Raw genomic sequence first — 16,015 nt, 5'->3', positions numbered from 1 at the left:
TAAATTTTTTGTTTAAAGGAGGATTAGCTATGTATTGTGTTAGAGAAGTAACTGAAGATCTTTATTGGATAGGGGGAAATGATCGTCGTCTAGCTCTTTTTGAAAATGTTCATCCTATTCCAAGAGGTGTTTCTTATAATTCTTATTTACTTTTAGATGAAAAGACAGTGCTATTTGATACTGTAGATTGGTCAATTTGCAGACAATTTCTTGAGAATATTAAGGGAGTTTTAGGAGATAGAGACTTAGATTACATGGTCATTAACCATATGGAACCTGATCATGCAGCGTGTATTGAAGAAATTGTTATCCGCTATCCTAATGTAAAGATAATATGTACTGAGAAGGCATTTTTATTTATGCATCAGTTCGGTTTCCAAATAGAAGATAAGGTAGAACAAGTCAAAGAGGGAGATACTATGTCATTTGGAAAGCATAATGTTGTATTTGTTTCTGCCCCTATGGTACATTGGCCAGAGGCTATGGTAACATATGATACTACAAATGGAGTACTGTTCTCAGCTGATGCTTTTGGTTCATTTGGTGCATTAGATGGAAAGCTATTTAACGATGAAGTAAATTTTGATCGTGATTGGATTGATGATGCTAGAAGGTATTACACAAATATTGTAGGTAAATATGGGCCTCATGTTCAGGCTCTTTTAAAAAAGGCAGGCACTATAGATATTAAGATTATCTGTCCGTTACATGGACCAGTATGGCGTAATGATTTTGGATATTTACTTGATAAGTACGATAAATGGAGTAGCTACACACCTGAGGAAAAGGGCGTGATGATTGTTTATGGAACAATGTATGGTAATACAGAGGCAGCAGCAAATGAGTTAGCAACAAGATTGGTTAAAAAGGGGATTACCAATGTAGTTATGTATGATGTTTCCAAAACTCATGTTTCGTATCTGATTTCTGAAACATTTAAATATAGTCACGTTGTGTTAGCATCAGTTACTTATAATTTAAAGATTTATCCACCAATGCTGGACTATATAATGGATATGAAGGCATTAAACCTTCAAAAACGTACTTTTGCTATTATTGAAAATGGATCATGGGCGCCTCAATCAGGTAAATTAATGCGTGAATTATTAGAAGAAATGAAAGATATGACTATTTTGGATAATGAAATTTCAATTAATTCTAGCATGAAAGAAAGCGATGAGGATTTAATGGAATCTATTGCTGATAGCATTATTGAATCAATGAAATAATACAGAAAAGATATGAATTTTAATCAACTCGTAAATTATAATAACGAGTTGATTAAAATTATAATAAAGATAATAGCACTTAAGATTAGCTTGAAGGTTCATAATGTTGAGACATATTATTAAAAAATCAATTATATAGGATAAAGAAGTTAATTCATAATATGTATTTCAATAAAAAAATGAATCTGAATGTGTTATTATCCAGATTCATTATAGATATTAAAAATATAGTTTCTTATTTCCTATATTTAATGGGTTCTTATATGTTTAATCCTATTCTTCTGTTTTCGATAATCTCCTCTAACTCATCAGCAGCTTTGATTACATCTTCTTGAACAATAAGCTTACCGCCTGTTATATTAACTAAATCTTCTTTTAAAACTTTAGTGACAACTTCACTTCCATCTATAAAAGGAGATATTGCAACATGTAGTGGCAGACCTAATGATAGTCCAAATGCAGCATCGGCTAATGCTTGCTCTTCAAGCCATTGTGGTGCTGATAATACAAGGGGAAGTTGAGGTATATCTATACCCAAGTTTTCAGCAAGTTCAGTTGCTACCATTTCTAATCTTCCAATAGCTAGACATGGACCAAAGTTTAATACTGGTGGAATGCCTAGGGATTTGCACACATCTCTTAGATTATCACCTGCAAGATCAGCTGCTCCAGGAGACATAAGACCAACATTTTCAAGGCCTCCAGAAGAACATCCGGCTGAAAGAACTAAAATATCTCTTTTTATTAATTCTTTAGTTAGCTCAACAGTAAATACATCATGTCCTTTAGCTGTTAAGTTGGAACAGCCTACAACACCAGCTATCCCTTTGATTTTTCCTTTTGCTATTAAGTCAATAAGACCGCTCCAATTTCCACCTAGGAACTCTTTTAAAGATCCTTCACTAACACCAGTTACAACATCATCATGTCCATGATCTTTAGGAATGTCTATTGTGACGTTATTTCTTCTGTTCTTATAACTTTCTAATGCTTCGTAAATGATCTTTTCACTAATTTCTTCAGCGTTTCTCATATCAAAATTTATATATTCAGCATTTTTCTTCTTAGCAACATCATCTATACAGATAGTTTTTACATTAAATTTCTCAGCTACAGGTTCAAGTCCTGGTATTGTACAGTTAAATTCTGAGACAATTAAATCTATAGCACCAGTTGCGAGTACGGCTTCACTTGTATAATTATTTCCAGCATGGCCTGAAAAAACTTCAGTATAATGCTCTCCTCTTAACTGTAGATCTTGGCCTACGCATGTGCAGCCAACTAATCTAAAGCCCTTTGCACCTAATTTCATTGCTCTTTTTGTGACATTCTCATCAATTAATTTATCTTGAAGATGTGCAATATCAGAATGCTGATGACCTGTAATCATTATGTTGATATAATCCTCATCTATTACTCTAAAGCCAACTTTAGCTTGTCTGATTTTTGGAGCACCTAGCATAACATCATTTAAAAGGTTAGTTAACACTAGACCATATATTCCAGTAGCAATTCCAAGTTGAAGTGAATTAAGCAGCATATCTACAGGATCACTATTTAGATTTGTTGAAGTTTTTACTAGAGCATCAAAAACTTCGGATTTTGCACCGCCAGGTAAAATATTTAATTCCTTCCACTTATGATATCTTGGAGCATAAGCTAATTTTTCTACCAATTCCATTTTTTCAAATCTTGGTTTATATAAATCCCTAAGAACTTCATCAGCTACTTTAATTGCTTTGGCATTTATATCTGATTCAACAATATCAAAGATTTCAGCAAGCTTATCCAATGTTTCTGGGCTTTTTATTTTTAAATTACCTTTTCCTTCACCAATGTCTTTAAGGTTTCTTGCTGTAGTTTCCACTACGTGAAGGTAACATGCGGAACCTGCTGCTATCGCTCTTAAAAAGTTTCTTGATACGATAGTATCAGCATCCGCACCACATACACCTTTAGGTGATTTAGGTGTTATCTTACATGGACCATTCGAGCAGAGTTTGCAACAGACTCCTTCTTTTCCGAATTTACATTTTGCTTTTTGTGTTTCAACTCTGTTGAATGATGTTTCTAGATCTTCTTTTGATGATAAAAATTCACATAATTTACAATCTGCTGATGTGCACATTGACATATTGATCATCTCCTTTAATTTTATATTTAATATTTAACCAAAAGTATACTAAAGAGGTATAGTTTTAAGCAAATATAAAAGGCTTTCGCCTCTTATATTTACATGTATAAAGTTACCATGGATCATTCTTTAGTTTATCAAAGTTAACCTTTTCTAGTTCATTTATCATTGTATTTTGAATATTGTATAAAGCCTTGTGTATAGAACAGTGACCAGCTTTATTTGCACTACAAGCCTTGCCATCGTAAACACATCTAGTCACAATAATTGGACCTTGTATAGCTTCAACCACATCTTTTAAGGTTATATCTTTAGGCTCCCTAGTTATAGCATAACCACCATTAACACCTCTATAAGACTTTAATATTCCTGCTTGAGTTAACTTTCTAGTTAGTTTTAATAAAAATCTAAGAGGAATATTTCCTTTTTCAGATAGAGATTTTGCATCAAGTTTGTTATCTAAACCTTCTTTGGATAGCATAAGTATTATTCTAAATGCGTAATCAGATTCTTGATTAATATTCATAAAATTTACTCCTTAAAGTATACCCATTTGGTATAATTTATCATAGTACAATTTTTTGTAATTGTCAATGTTTAGGTTATTGCGATATCGCAATTAAATAGAATGAATAATAATATACATTAAAATAAAATTCATGAGTGTCTTTTAACATAATGATTATAAAGGGAATACTATATAAGTAAAGCAATTTATTTGAGGTGAGGCTTATGTTTGGATCTTTTATAACAATGCTTACTGGAATTCGTATACTGAAAAATATGAATAAAAGTTTATTGGGAATTATTAAATATGAAAAGCCAATAGATAAAGGAATAGAGATTGCTGGTTATGATTATGATTCGGTACAAGATATATTTTATAGTAATATGAATGCATGGCAAAGAAATATGGGATATAGTAGATTGTATGATGAAGCATCAGCACCTTTTGGAATGATAGTAGATTGTGAACCAATCTATTTTAAATATAATAATAGAATATGGTTAATCGAATTATGGAAAGGTCAATACGATTTGAATACTGGATGTGAAGTCGGTGTGTATACAGCCGAAAAGCCTATATTAAACTTACCAGAAGTATATAAGTATATGTTTTATAATTGCGCTAGCGATGAAGATAGATTAACAATCTCTCTTTCGCTAAAAAAGAATGGAAAAACACTTTTCGCGTTAGATGATAAGCATTGGTGGTTAGCAGGCTTTAAACTTGGTGAATATTCAGAGCCTTCTGAATTAGTGATGTATTTAAATATTACTTTAAAGGATGAAGAAATGTGCAGTTCCTTTGTAGAAGCAATAAAAAAGATAGGATATGAAGAAAATAAGGAGTTTATTGTAAATGGAAATACTGTAGGTTTAACATTTGATAAACCGCACACTACTCAACCTATTACAAGGACAGAGCAGACTGATAAGATCATACAAATGAAAAATAAACTGTTATGCGATAAATATAATGATATTACTAGAGTATATAGTAATTTAACAGATAAAATAAATGCAATTCAGAAACAGGCACCAGAAATCTATTCAGAAATAGTAGATAAAGCAGTATTGAGAAAATATTTGAGAAGCATGAAAAATACTGAAACTGAGTAACGTAATATTAGGAAGGCAGAATATATATCCTGCCTTTACGTTTATATTGAGTCATAGCAGTTATAACTGCCATTGGCTCTTTTTTTCTCAGCATTCTTACTTATATAAGAACCTTCTATAACTTTATTATATCCTTTTTTGGATACAATAGATTTAATATAATCTAGATGAGGACATCTATCATAATGATAATTATCATTTGTCATGCAAGATGATAAATGTATCACAACATCTTCTTTATTTATGTTATTTTTTAACTTAAGTTTTTTCGAGAGATGTTCTAATTTAGTAGCAATACTTTTTCCGCAGCATCCTCCACAGGTAAAGGAAATATATCTGGTTGATTCGTTGTAATTTTTAAAAACGTCATCTCTGTTGTAAAAGGCATTTGTACAGGCAAATCCACTACAACGGTTATGAGCAATGTCGCACTGGATAATAACTACATATTTTTCATCCATTAAATTTTATCCCCCTTTTTAAATAAATGATTAGTAACTGTATATATAAGTTGTATATAGAACAATTATATAATTAATTATATCTCAATAAAAGTATATATAAGATATTAAATATAATTTAGTATAAGTAACAAAATAAAAGCATTATACATTGGTAAAAAAAGTTAAATAAATTTATAAAAAAAGGATATGCAGCGTTAAATTATCTACTACAGATCCTTTTTATAAATAAATAATATTAATTTATGCGAATAATGCGACAAATACTAAAGTTAAAGTACTTACAAGTTTTATAAGTACATGGAGTGATGGTCCAGCAGTATCTTTAAATGGATCACCAACTGTATCACCGACGACACTAGCTCTGTGGGCTTCGGAATTTTTACCACCGTGCTCTCCTAATTCTATAAGCTTCTTAGCATTGTCCCATGCACCACCACCATTATTTAAGAAGAGAGCCATTATAACACCAGAAATGGTTGTTATCATTAGGAATCCAGCAGCAGCTTCTTTTCCTAGAAGAACTCCAACGATTATAGGGGCAGAAATTACTATGATTCCAGGAAGAACCATCTCCTTTAGAGCACCTTTTGTAACTATATCAACACAGCGAGCATAATCAGGTTTTGATGTTCCCTCCATTATTCCTGGTATTTCTTTAAATTGTTGTCTAACTTCAAGTATTACATATTGAGCAGCCTTACCAACAGCTCTAATAGCTGTAGAGCTAAATAGAAATACTATCATAGCGCCTATAAAGCCACCTATAAATACTTCAGGTTTACCTATATCAACTGAAAACCATGAATCTAAAGGTTTTCCAAGAAGTTTTTTAACTTCATCTAGGTATGCAGAGAATAATAGAAAAGTAGCGAGTGCAGCTGAACCTACGGCGTACCCCTTTGTTAATGCTTTTGTAGTATTACCGCATGCGTCTAATCTATCAGTTATATTTCTAATTTCTTCGGGAGCTCCGGACATTTCTGTAATTCCACCAGCATTATCAGTAATTGGACCAAATGTATCCATGGCAAGAATATATGTGCAGGTTGAAAGCATTCCCATGGTTGCAATTGCTGTACCATACAAACCTGCATTTGCAACATTAGGCAATGCCATTTCGCTTAATCTATAAGATATAAATATACAAATAGATATACAAACAACAGGAAGTGCAGTTGATTCCATACCAACTGATAATCCAGTTATTATATTAGTTCCAGCTCCAGTTTTAGAAGCAGTAGCTATCTCTTTAACAGGTTTATGCGTTATTGAAGTATAATAATCAGTTAAAACTACAAATACATAGCTAAGCAGTATTCCAGCAACCGCACATCCATATAGATAGATATAGTTTACTTGCCCACCAGTTGTAAGTGAACCACTTAACATATCTTTAACTACGAAAAATAATATTACTAAATTAATTATGGAAGTTATAACAAATCCGCCTTTTAAAGCTTTCATAGGATCATCATTATCATTCTTAACTTTAACAGCAAAGATACCTATTATTGAAGCGATGATACCAAGGGCACGAGCAACAAGCGGAAATAGTATTCCTTTCCATCCAAATATAGGGTAAAGTCCAACGCCTAGAATCATAGCACCTATATTCTCAGCGGCTGTAGATTCGAATAAGTCCGCACCTCTACCAGCACAATCACCTACATTATCACCAACAAGATCAGCAATAACAGCAGGATTTCTAGGGTCATCTTCAGGGATACCAGCTTCAACCTTTCCGACGAGATCAGCACCAACATCGGCAGCCTTTGTATATATGCCTCCACCAAGTTGAGCAAATAACGCGACGAAGGAAGCACCAAACCCAAATCCAACTATAAGAGAGGGGGCTTCTTTAATTAAAGTATCGTTTCCAGAAATACCTCCATAGATAAGAAATAGGGACGCTACACCTAAAAGAGATAGGGAAGTAACAGCTAGTCCAGTAACAGCACCACCTTTAAGAGCTATTTGAAGAGCATTGTTTAATCCCTTTTTTGCGCCAGCAGCAGCTCTTACATTAGAATTAACAGCCATATACATACCAATATAGCCAGATAAAGCTGAGCAGAATGCGCCTGTTATAAAAGCTATACCTGTATGTAAAGATATAGATATGGCAGAGCTTGGACCTTTTGATGCATTGCCGAAATAGTTAGAAAGTATGATTAAAAATAAAGCAACAATGGATAAAACAAAGATGGTTTTATATTGTCTTTTAATGAATGCCATAGCACCTTCCTTAATGTAAGTTGATATTTCTTGCATTTGGCTAGTGCCTTTGTCTTGAGAAAATGTATACCTGACCAAATAAATGATTGCTATAAGTGAAATAATTATAACACTATAAATAAGCATAAAATATGGTACCATTTAAAACATCCCCTTTATTTTTTATATAAATTTGTTATACATATATATTATACAACAAAATATTCAGAAAATTCAAAAATTTTCAACTTTTTCTATAATATATATTATGCTTAAGCATAATAAAATAAGCAAAGTAAATATATATTTATAGAAAGTTTGGAGAAACCTCTAAAATATATATTACCTTGCTTAGTAGTTAGTAATAAAATCATAGTATTTTAATTTATAGTATTATCTATCACTGTTAAGTGTAATGAATTTTAAGTTTAGAACTTAGGATCTATTTCATCCCTTTGAATTCTTCGTAAATCTTTTAGTCTTAGATGAGTTTTTTCTCTAATTGCACTCCAATGTTCTCCGTCAATCATCATTTTTTTTGCCTCATTCTTTAGAGATTCTTTTTCTTCGTAGCTCATGAATTATAACCTCCTTTTATTTCATTTATACAAATTTAGTTTATCATTAATAAAATTATCTATTCGTCGTTTATAAAATTTAATATAATATGAAATTCAATTGAATTTTACATTATGGTATTTATGGAATGTTGAAGCCTACTATTGCTATCATTACAAACTAGTGTAATGATTTGACTAGAATGTATATTAATTAACTGAATGTATAAGTCAAGAAGAATAATTTATAATGTTGAAAATAAAAAAATTTATATAAAAAGCAAACTAATAGTTTCATAAACGATATAAATCTTATGGTTGAAAATGGAAGATTGGTAAGCAGTGAAGCAGATAGAGAGTTTAGTAATACATTAATAGATCTTATATTAGATAAAGAAGTAATTGGTAGTGGTGAAATATATAGATCAAATAAAACATAGCGATTATATTCATAAAAACAAAGGAAATATTGGTGTTATATTTAGAGCTGAAGGTTTTTATGAAAGATTTACAGTAGAAGAATATATGAGATATTACACAGAAATAATGTTAAAGTTCTCATTGCTAGAGATTGCAGATAAGTAGTTAATATGCTAACATACTTCATTATGGGAATGAAGATTCCTTACACAGGACATTTTATTATTATAACAACATTAGTAGTTATATGGTTTATATAACCTGGATGGGTAATAGGAATTTTAGCAGAAAATCAGGCTAGTGCAGAAATCATAGGAATGCCGTTTTTCATGGTTATATTTTTAGCGGGTACTTTAGCAAAAATGAATAATATAGCCGGAATGGCAGCTAAATTTTTACCTAACTATAACATGCAAGTATTACCAGGCAGAATTTTTACTAATGAACCTTTAAATATAAATTTTGCGTATAATATATTAGTAATTCTATTGTGGATTATAATTGGTGCTGGAATTTTTGTTTATGCTTATAAGAAAAAGACTGATTCGATCATCAGTCTTTTTTTAATAGTAACTTAATTTGAATAGTTATTCACCAAGATATGCACTCTTAATACTTTCATCATTAAGAAGAACTTGGGCATTACCTGATTTTACTATATTACCGGTTTCAAGAACATAAGCTCTATGTGCAATGGCAAGGGCCATATTTGCATTTTGCTCAACTAAAAGTATAGTTGTTCCTGATTTATTAATTTCAACAATTGTATCAAAAATATCTTTAACCACAAGAGGTGCAAGCCCCATTGAAGGCTCATCTAATATAAGCATTTCAGGTCTGTTCATAAGAGCCCTTCCAATTGCAAGCATTTGCTGTTCACCACCAGAAAGAGTACCAGCTTGTTGTTTTATTCTTTCCTTAAGTCTTGGAAACTTAGCAAATACCATTTCCATGTCTTTTTTAATTTCTGCTTTATCGTTTCTTAAATAAGCACCTAGTTCTAGATTTTCTAAGACCGATAGCTGAGGAAAAACTCTTCTTCCTTCTGGTACATGGGAAAGACCTAGAGAAACTATTTTATTAGCTGCAACCTTATTTAATTCAGAGCCCTTAAAAGTGACCGTACCAGATTTTATTGGTTCAAGGCCTGATATAGCTCTAAGAGTAGAAGTTTTGCCAGCACCGTTGGCGCCTATTAATGTCACTATTTCACCCTGTTTTACTTCAAGGGAAATGTCCCTTAGTGCATGAATTACACCATAATATAGATTAATATTTTCTACCTTTAGCATTTTTAAGCCCCCTCTCCTAGATAAGCTTCAATTACCTTAGGATTATTTTTTATTTCTTCTGGAGTGCCTTCAGCAATCTTTTTTCCGTAATCAAGGACTGCTATTTTATCACAGATTCCCATAACAAGTTTCATATCATGCTCAATTAAAAGAATTGATATATTAAACTTATCTTTAATCCAATCTATAAGCTTGGTAAGTTCTACAGTTTCCTGAGGATTCATACCAGCAGCAGGTTCATCTAATAATAGAAGAGATGGCTTTGCAGCTAAGGCTCTTACTATCTCAAGTTTTCTTTGTTCGCCATAAGGGAGATTGCTAGCTAACTCATCTTTTTTTCCATCGAGAGAAAAGACTTTTAATAGTTCAATACTTTTATCTATAATTTCAGCTTCTGTTTTCCTAAATTTAGGAGTTCTAAAGATGGAATCAAATATAGAATAATTTATTCTATAGTTAAAACTTACTTTAACATTATCAAGAACAGAAAGATGAGAAAATAGACGTATATTTTGAAAAGTTCTGGCTATTTTCTTTTGTGTAATATTATAGGGTTTAAGACCTTGAATCTTTTCTCCAAGATAAGATATAGTACCTTCAGTTGGAGTATAAACACCAGTTAACATGTTAAATACAGTAGTCTTACCAGCGCCATTAGGTCCAATAAGCCCGACAATTTCTTTTTCATTTATTGTTAGATTAAAATCTGACACTGCCTTTAATCCACCGAATACAATTGATAAATTTTGAACTTCTAGCATTGAATTAAGCCTCCTCTCTATCATCTGATTTTTTCCTTGGTATTAATTTACCAAAGATTTTAAGAGAAATTTCTTTATCTCCGAATAATCCTTCAGGTCTGAATATCATAAGTAGTATTAAAGCTAATGGATATATAACCATTCTGAAATCGCCCATACTTCTCAAAAGCTCTGGTAAGAAAGTCAGCATTATAGCTGAAATAATTGATCCAGACAAAGATCCCATACCACCAAATACAACAAAAGTTAGATAGTCAATTGATTTGTTAAAATCGAAAAGATCTGGTTTTATATATCCAGAATAGTGAGCATAAAGTCCACCAGCAAGCCCTGCAAAAAAGGCAGCTATAACAAATGCCATCATTTTGTATTTTAATGCATTGATTCCCATAGATTCAGCGGCTATTTCATTTTCACGAATAGAAAGCATTGCTCTACCCTGGGACGAGTTAATTATATTTTTTATTATGACTATACTAGCTATCATGAATATGAAAGCAACTGTAAAAGTTGTTTTTGTTGGGATGCCGGTAAGTCCACGTGCGCCACCAACTGTATCAATATTCATAATTACTATTTGGATAATTTGGCAAAAGGCTAAGGTTGTTATTGCAAAATAGTCACCTGTAAGCTTCAGTGTAGGATATCCAACTAATGCCGCTAATATACATGCAACCACAGCACCAATAAGTATTGAAGCAACAAACGGCATATGCGCTTTTTGTGTTATTATAGCTGATACATATGCACCTATGGACATAAATCCAGCATGTCCTAAACATAATTGACCAGTAAATCCAACAATTAAATTTAGGGATACGGCTAAAATAACATTTATTAAAGCGAAAGTAATAATTCCTTTGTAATATGAATTAATAACATTTGCACTTATTAAGCCAAATAGAACTCCATATGTTATTAAAACTCCAACAATTATACAAATATTTTTTTTATTAAATAAATTCTTCATAATTAACACCTACACTTTCACATTGGTCTTTTTACCTAATAGACCAGAAGGCTTAATTAAAAGTATTATAATTAAAATTGCAAATACTATTGCATCTGAGAAGTTAGTTGAAATATAAGCTTTAGCAAAAGTTTCAAGTAATCCTATAGCAATTCCACCAACAAGGGCTCCAGGTATACTTCCAATTCCACCAAGTACTGCAGCAACAAAAGCTTTAAGTCCAGGCATAGCTCCCATATAAGGAGTGATACTAGGGTAAGATATTGCAACTAAGACTCCAGCTATACCAGCTAAGGCTGAACCTATTGCAAAAGTAAGAGAAATAGTATTATTAACATTTATACCCATAAGAGAAGCTGCTTCCATATCTTGAGAAGAGGCTCTCATGGCTTTTCCAACTTTAGTTTTATAAACAATAAATTGTAGTAAAACAACTAGAAAAGCAGAAACTCCAAACATTAATATTGTCTTTATATCAATTTGAATAGTTCCTATATTAATACTCCCAGCATTAATTAAATCCGGAAATGGTTTTGGATTAGATCCAACTAATAATCTCATAGCATTCTGTAGGAATAAAGAAACACCAATAGCTGTAATAAGCAAAGCAATTCTTGGAGAATTTCTTAAAGGCTTATAAGCAATTTTCTCTATAATTATTCCAGATAATGCTGAAACTGCCATAGCAACTAATAATGTTGGAATTAATGGCAATTTTAATGTTGAAGCACAATAGAAGCCTGAAAAGGCTCCTATCATATAAATCTCACCATGAGCAAAATTTATTAACTGTATTATTCCATATACCATTGTATATCCTAATGCTAGGAGGGCATATACGCTACCTAACGCTAAACCGTTAATGATTTGTTGTAAAAATTCCATTGTATATTCCTCCCTTTTTTAATGATTAAGGATTAACTTTATCAGCTAAAACTTTTTTATCTCCATCAACTTTAATAATAGCAGCACTCTTTATAGCGCTTCTATCACTACCAAATTTGATGTTTCCAGTAACACTGTTCATTTCCATTGAAGCCAAAGCATCTTTAATGGCAGCACCGTCTGTCTTTCCGGCCTTTTCTATTGCTTTAACTAATATTTTAGATGTGTCATATGAAAGAGCAGCGAAAGAATCTGGTTCTTTGTTATATTCCTTTTTATATGATTCAACAAATTTCTTTACATTTTCATCTGAGTCTCCAGAGTAGTAGTGATTGATATATAATGCACCATCTACAGCTTTTCCACCAATTTTAGCTAATTCTTCTGACTCCCATCCGTCTCCACCAAGGAATTGAGAAGTTATTCCCATATCTCTAGCTTGTTTAGCAATAAGACCAACAACATTATAGTAATCAGGTAATACGATTATATCTGGATTTAAGCTCTTAATTTTTGTTAATTGAGCCTTAAAGTCAGTATCTTTATCATTATAAGTTAAGAATTCACCAACTTGTCCACCAGCACTTTCAAATTTTGATTTAAAGCTATCGGCTATTCCTTTTGAATAATCTGATCCAGAGTTATATAAAACTGCAGCTGTTTTCTTTCCTAATTTTTCACTAGCATATTTTGCAAGAACCTCTCCTTGGAATGAATCTACAAAACAGCCTCTAAACATATAATCTCCACCAACTTTAGTTATTGTTGGTTCTGTAGCTGTTGGAGTAATCATTGGAATTTGTTTTGATGTAGCATTTGGTGCTACTGCAAGTGTTGCACCTGATGTAACAGGTCCTAAAATTGCGCTTACCTTTTCATCATCAACAAGTTTATTGAAAGCTTGCATTGATGAGTTCGGATCAGCTTGATCATCTTCAAAAACAAATTTAATTTTTTTTCCATTGATTCCGCCTGCATCGTTAACTTCTTTTTCTAATAATTGAGCACCTTCTTTTACTGAAACTCCATAAGTAGATGCAGCACCAGATAATGGTCCAATAGCACCGATTTTGATGATATCTCCGTTATTTCCACCTCCAGCTGAATTCCCGCTACAACCAGCAAGAAGAGTAATAGCCATAGCAGAGGCTAAGATTCCTGATAGTAAACTTTTTTTCATATATTTATCCCCCTTTTAACTTTAAAAAATAATATTAAAATAATAATTAATTTTATAATACTTTGATAAAATGCTATAAAGTTATCGCATATATTGTTGATATAATAACATATAGGAGTAATTATTACAAGATTGATATTTAATATTTTATATAAAAAATAATAAAATAATTATAAAAACGTTATCATGATTTATAAATTAATCAAAAATAATGTTATGTTGAGTAAAGTTATAGGTTTAAAAAGTGTGAGTGTTTTCAAAATGTTCTCGATTTAAGGATGATTCTAATTTTTGAATAATAGCAGACTAAGATTGTGATTTATAAATAATATTAAATAAGTAAGAAGGTTGATTTATTGATATATATAGACAGTTATTGTTGAAAAGAATAATATTAATACTTAGATTATATTTAAAGTGAAGATGGTGAATTGGTTGAATAAAAAAATAATAAAATTAAATTGCAATAATTATAAAAAGTATTTTTACTATATTAAGTATCCTGTATTTGAAGAAGATTTATGTAAGTTAGAGATGAAATGTCTTTTTGGTAAAACACCAAGTGAGAAGTATTTGTTTTCAGATTTTTATATTAGTGCATCAAGGAGTCCGTTTATAAAAGAAATGATTTCAGTAGTATATGAAGAAGATTCTTTAGAACAAATAATAGACAACATCATAAAAGATAAGCTAGCTTATAACGAGTTTAAGGTCTGTTACTTAAGAACAGAATATAGTGATATAGATTATGAAGAACGTCTTAGAAGTCTTAGCCAGATAGGATTTGTAATAACAGGAGAGCCTGAAATTCACAATCCTAAAGTTATCCTTGGAGTTACACGAATTTGTGGAAAATGGATATTTGGAATGTACGAGAAAAACGATTATAAGTGGCATATTCATGATAATAAGCCGTATTCATATTCAAATTCTTTAAGCGTTAAGGTAGCTAGAGCACTAGTTAATATAGCAGTTAAAAACAATTTAGAATGCAAATTAATAGACCCATGTTGTGGAGTAGGAACAGTTATTCTTGAAGCGCTTTCAATGGGAATTGATGTTGTAGGATGTGAGATTAATAAAAGTATCGCAGAAAATGCAAAGAAGAACTTGGAGTTTTACGGATATGAGAATGTAGTGACTAACGGAGATATGAATGAGATTGAAGAGAAATATGATACTGCTATCATAGATTTACCATATGGACTGTTTACTCCAACTACCATAGAAGAACAAACATCTCTAATTAGAAGTGCACGCAGAATAAGTACTAGATTAGTCATAGTTACATTTGAAGAGATGGATGATTGTATTATTGATGCGGGTTTTAAAATAGTTGATAAATCATATGTATGCAAAGGTAAGTTTAAGAGATATATAAATATTTGTGAGTAGAAAGTTATAAATTTAATATGAAGAAAATTTTAGATTGATTTCTGAAAATATTCTTATTTTGAAGGTATTTTTAGGAGCCTAGTCTATGTATTTTAGCCATTAATTCTTATTTATTAACAAATTCCGGATTATTGTTTCATCATAATACTATATTCTTATATTTTGAATTAGCTAATTAAGTTAAGAATTATTGTATGGATACATTTGCGTTTGTATCCATACATATTTTATTATATGAGTAACTTAGAAAAAAGGGGGATTTATGTATTATGGAAAGAGGGACAATAAATAGAAATCTTGCTCAAATGTTAAAAGGTGGAGTTATTATGGATGTAACTAATAAAGATGAAGCTATAATAGCAGAGAAAGCTGGGGCATGTGCGGTAATGGCGCTTGAAAGAGTTCCTTCCGACATAAGAAAGGAAGGTGGAGTAGCTAGAATGTCGGATCCTAAAATGATAAGGGAGATACAAGAGGCGGTCTCAATTCCTGTCATGGCTAAAGTTAGAATAGGACATTTTGTAGAAGCGCAAATTTTGGAAGCATTAAATATTGACTTTATAGATGAAAGTGAAGTGCTTACACCAGCAGATGATAAATATCATATAAATAAAGAAGATTTTAGTGTCCCATTTGTATGTGGTGCAACTAATATTGGTGAGGCATTAAGAAGAATAGGTGAAGGCGCATCGATGATAAGAACCAAGGGAGAAGCAGGAACTGGAGATGTAGTAAATGCTGTTACTCATATGAGAACAATGAATGATCAAATTAAAGAGATACAAAAAGCATCAAAAGAAGAACTTATGACTATAGCAAAAAATTATGGAGCACCATATGAATTAGTTAAATATGTGTGGGAAAATGGTAAGCTTCCAGTAGTTAATTTTG

17 protein-coding genes (1 of these 17 only partly in view) are annotated in these 16,015 nt (G+C 31.5%); 7 read left to right on the top strand and 10 right to left on the bottom strand.

Annotated features, from left to right (window positions below):
* Positions 1 to 29 precede the first annotated feature (29 nt).
* A complete protein-coding gene (locus tag F3K33_RS25910; protein ID WP_012061204.1) occupies positions 30 to 1,229 on the top strand; it encodes an FprA family A-type flavoprotein in 1,200 nt (399 codons plus the stop codon).
* Between the two features lie 259 nt (positions 1,230 to 1,488).
* Here F3K33_RS25910 and cooS read toward each other — a convergent pair whose 3' ends face one another.
* Positions 1,489 to 3,363 carry an anaerobic carbon-monoxide dehydrogenase catalytic subunit gene (cooS, locus tag F3K33_RS25905; protein WP_023976233.1) on the bottom strand — a complete coding sequence of 625 codons (1,875 nt, stop codon included), beginning with the start codon at positions 3,361 to 3,363 and terminating at the stop codon, positions 1,489 to 1,491.
* A 112-nt stretch (positions 3,364 to 3,475) separates the two neighbouring features.
* Entirely contained in the window at positions 3,476 to 3,889 is a 414-nt protein-coding gene (locus tag F3K33_RS25900; protein WP_012061202.1) for an RrF2 family transcriptional regulator, read from the bottom strand.
* A 206-nt stretch (positions 3,890 to 4,095) separates the two neighbouring features.
* Here F3K33_RS25900 and F3K33_RS25895 point away from each other — a divergent pair, with 206 nt between their 5' ends.
* Positions 4,096 to 4,986, top strand: a complete 891-nt coding sequence (locus F3K33_RS25895) for a DUF4474 domain-containing protein (protein ID WP_012061201.1) — start codon at positions 4,096 to 4,098, stop codon at positions 4,984 to 4,986.
* 41 nt (positions 4,987 to 5,027) lie between these two features.
* Here F3K33_RS25895 and F3K33_RS25890 read toward each other — a convergent pair whose 3' ends face one another.
* The 3 genes from F3K33_RS25890 to F3K33_RS26590 form a co-directional block, all read right to left on the bottom strand.
* Entirely contained in the window at positions 5,028 to 5,447 is a 420-nt protein-coding gene (locus F3K33_RS25890) for a CGGC domain-containing protein (protein WP_023976232.1), read from the bottom strand.
* Positions 5,448 to 5,690: 243 nt separating this feature from the next.
* Positions 5,691 to 7,826, bottom strand: a complete 2,136-nt coding sequence (locus tag F3K33_RS25885; protein ID WP_017209936.1) for a sodium-translocating pyrophosphatase — start codon at positions 7,824 to 7,826, stop codon at positions 5,691 to 5,693.
* A gap of 266 nt (positions 7,827 to 8,092) precedes the next feature.
* On the bottom strand, positions 8,093 to 8,242 hold the full coding sequence (locus F3K33_RS26590) for a hypothetical protein (protein ID WP_023976231.1): 150 nt from the start codon (positions 8,240 to 8,242) through the stop codon (positions 8,093 to 8,095).
* Positions 8,243 to 8,535: 293 nt separating this feature from the next.
* On the opposite strand from F3K33_RS26590, the gene F3K33_RS27025 reads away from it, so the two are divergent.
* From F3K33_RS27025 to F3K33_RS25880, 3 genes are all read left to right on the top strand, one after another.
* A complete protein-coding gene (locus F3K33_RS27025; RefSeq protein WP_023976230.1) occupies positions 8,536 to 8,661 on the top strand; it encodes a hypothetical protein in 126 nt (41 codons plus the stop codon).
* The gene (locus F3K33_RS26585; RefSeq protein ID WP_167514428.1) at positions 8,630 to 8,806 is read left to right on the top strand and encodes a hypothetical protein; all 177 of its coding nucleotides are present in this window, start codon (positions 8,630 to 8,632) and stop codon (positions 8,804 to 8,806) included. The genes F3K33_RS27025 and F3K33_RS26585 overlap by 32 nt, the downstream gene beginning before the upstream one ends.
* A 164-nt stretch (positions 8,807 to 8,970) precedes the next feature.
* A complete protein-coding gene (locus tag F3K33_RS25880) occupies positions 8,971 to 9,219 on the top strand; it encodes a hypothetical protein (protein ID WP_023976228.1) in 249 nt (82 codons plus the stop codon).
* A 9-nt stretch (positions 9,220 to 9,228) separates the two neighbouring features.
* Here the strand turns inward: F3K33_RS25880 and F3K33_RS25875 are convergent, their stop codons facing one another.
* The 5 genes from F3K33_RS25875 to F3K33_RS25855 are packed head-to-tail and all read right to left on the bottom strand — an operon-like array spanning position 9,229 to position 13,729.
* On the bottom strand, positions 9,229 to 9,933 hold the full coding sequence (locus F3K33_RS25875) for an ABC transporter ATP-binding protein (protein ID WP_012061195.1): 705 nt from the start codon (positions 9,931 to 9,933) through the stop codon (positions 9,229 to 9,231).
* A gap of 2 nt (positions 9,934 to 9,935) precedes the next feature.
* Entirely contained in the window at positions 9,936 to 10,694 is a 759-nt protein-coding gene (locus F3K33_RS25870) for an ABC transporter ATP-binding protein (RefSeq protein WP_012061194.1), read from the bottom strand.
* 4 nt (positions 10,695 to 10,698) lie between these two features.
* Positions 10,699 to 11,664: a branched-chain amino acid ABC transporter permease gene (locus tag F3K33_RS25865; RefSeq protein WP_023976227.1), complete on the bottom strand. Its 966-nt coding sequence runs from the start codon at positions 11,662 to 11,664 to the stop codon at positions 10,699 to 10,701.
* A gap of 9 nt (positions 11,665 to 11,673) precedes the next feature.
* Positions 11,674 to 12,549 carry a branched-chain amino acid ABC transporter permease gene (locus F3K33_RS25860; protein WP_012061192.1) on the bottom strand — a complete coding sequence of 292 codons (876 nt, stop codon included), beginning with the start codon at positions 12,547 to 12,549 and terminating at the stop codon, positions 11,674 to 11,676.
* Positions 12,550 to 12,574: 25 nt separating this feature from the next.
* Entirely contained in the window at positions 12,575 to 13,729 is a 1,155-nt protein-coding gene (locus F3K33_RS25855; protein ID WP_039769021.1) for an ABC transporter substrate-binding protein, read from the bottom strand.
* A 435-nt stretch (positions 13,730 to 14,164) separates the two neighbouring features.
* Here F3K33_RS25855 and F3K33_RS25850 point away from each other — a divergent pair, with 435 nt between their 5' ends.
* Together F3K33_RS25850 and pdxS are read left to right on the top strand one after the other, a co-directional pair.
* Positions 14,165 to 15,124: a TRM11 family SAM-dependent methyltransferase gene (locus tag F3K33_RS25850; RefSeq protein ID WP_039769020.1), complete on the top strand. Its 960-nt coding sequence runs from the start codon at positions 14,165 to 14,167 to the stop codon at positions 15,122 to 15,124.
* 269 nt (positions 15,125 to 15,393) lie between these two features.
* Positions 15,394 to 16,015, top strand: partial view of a pyridoxal 5'-phosphate synthase lyase subunit PdxS gene (gene pdxS, locus F3K33_RS25845; RefSeq protein ID WP_023976224.1) — the 5' portion only. 248 nt of this gene lie beyond the right edge of the window; the window shows 622 of its 870 coding nt (coding positions 1-622); the start codon lies at positions 15,394 to 15,396; the stop codon falls past the right edge of the window.

It is taken from the genome of Clostridium beijerinckii (assembly GCF_008705175.1).
Taxonomy (GTDB): domain Bacteria; phylum Bacillota; class Clostridia; order Clostridiales; family Clostridiaceae; genus Clostridium; species Clostridium beijerinckii.
This window is presented reverse-complemented; position numbering and strand designations above follow the sequence as displayed.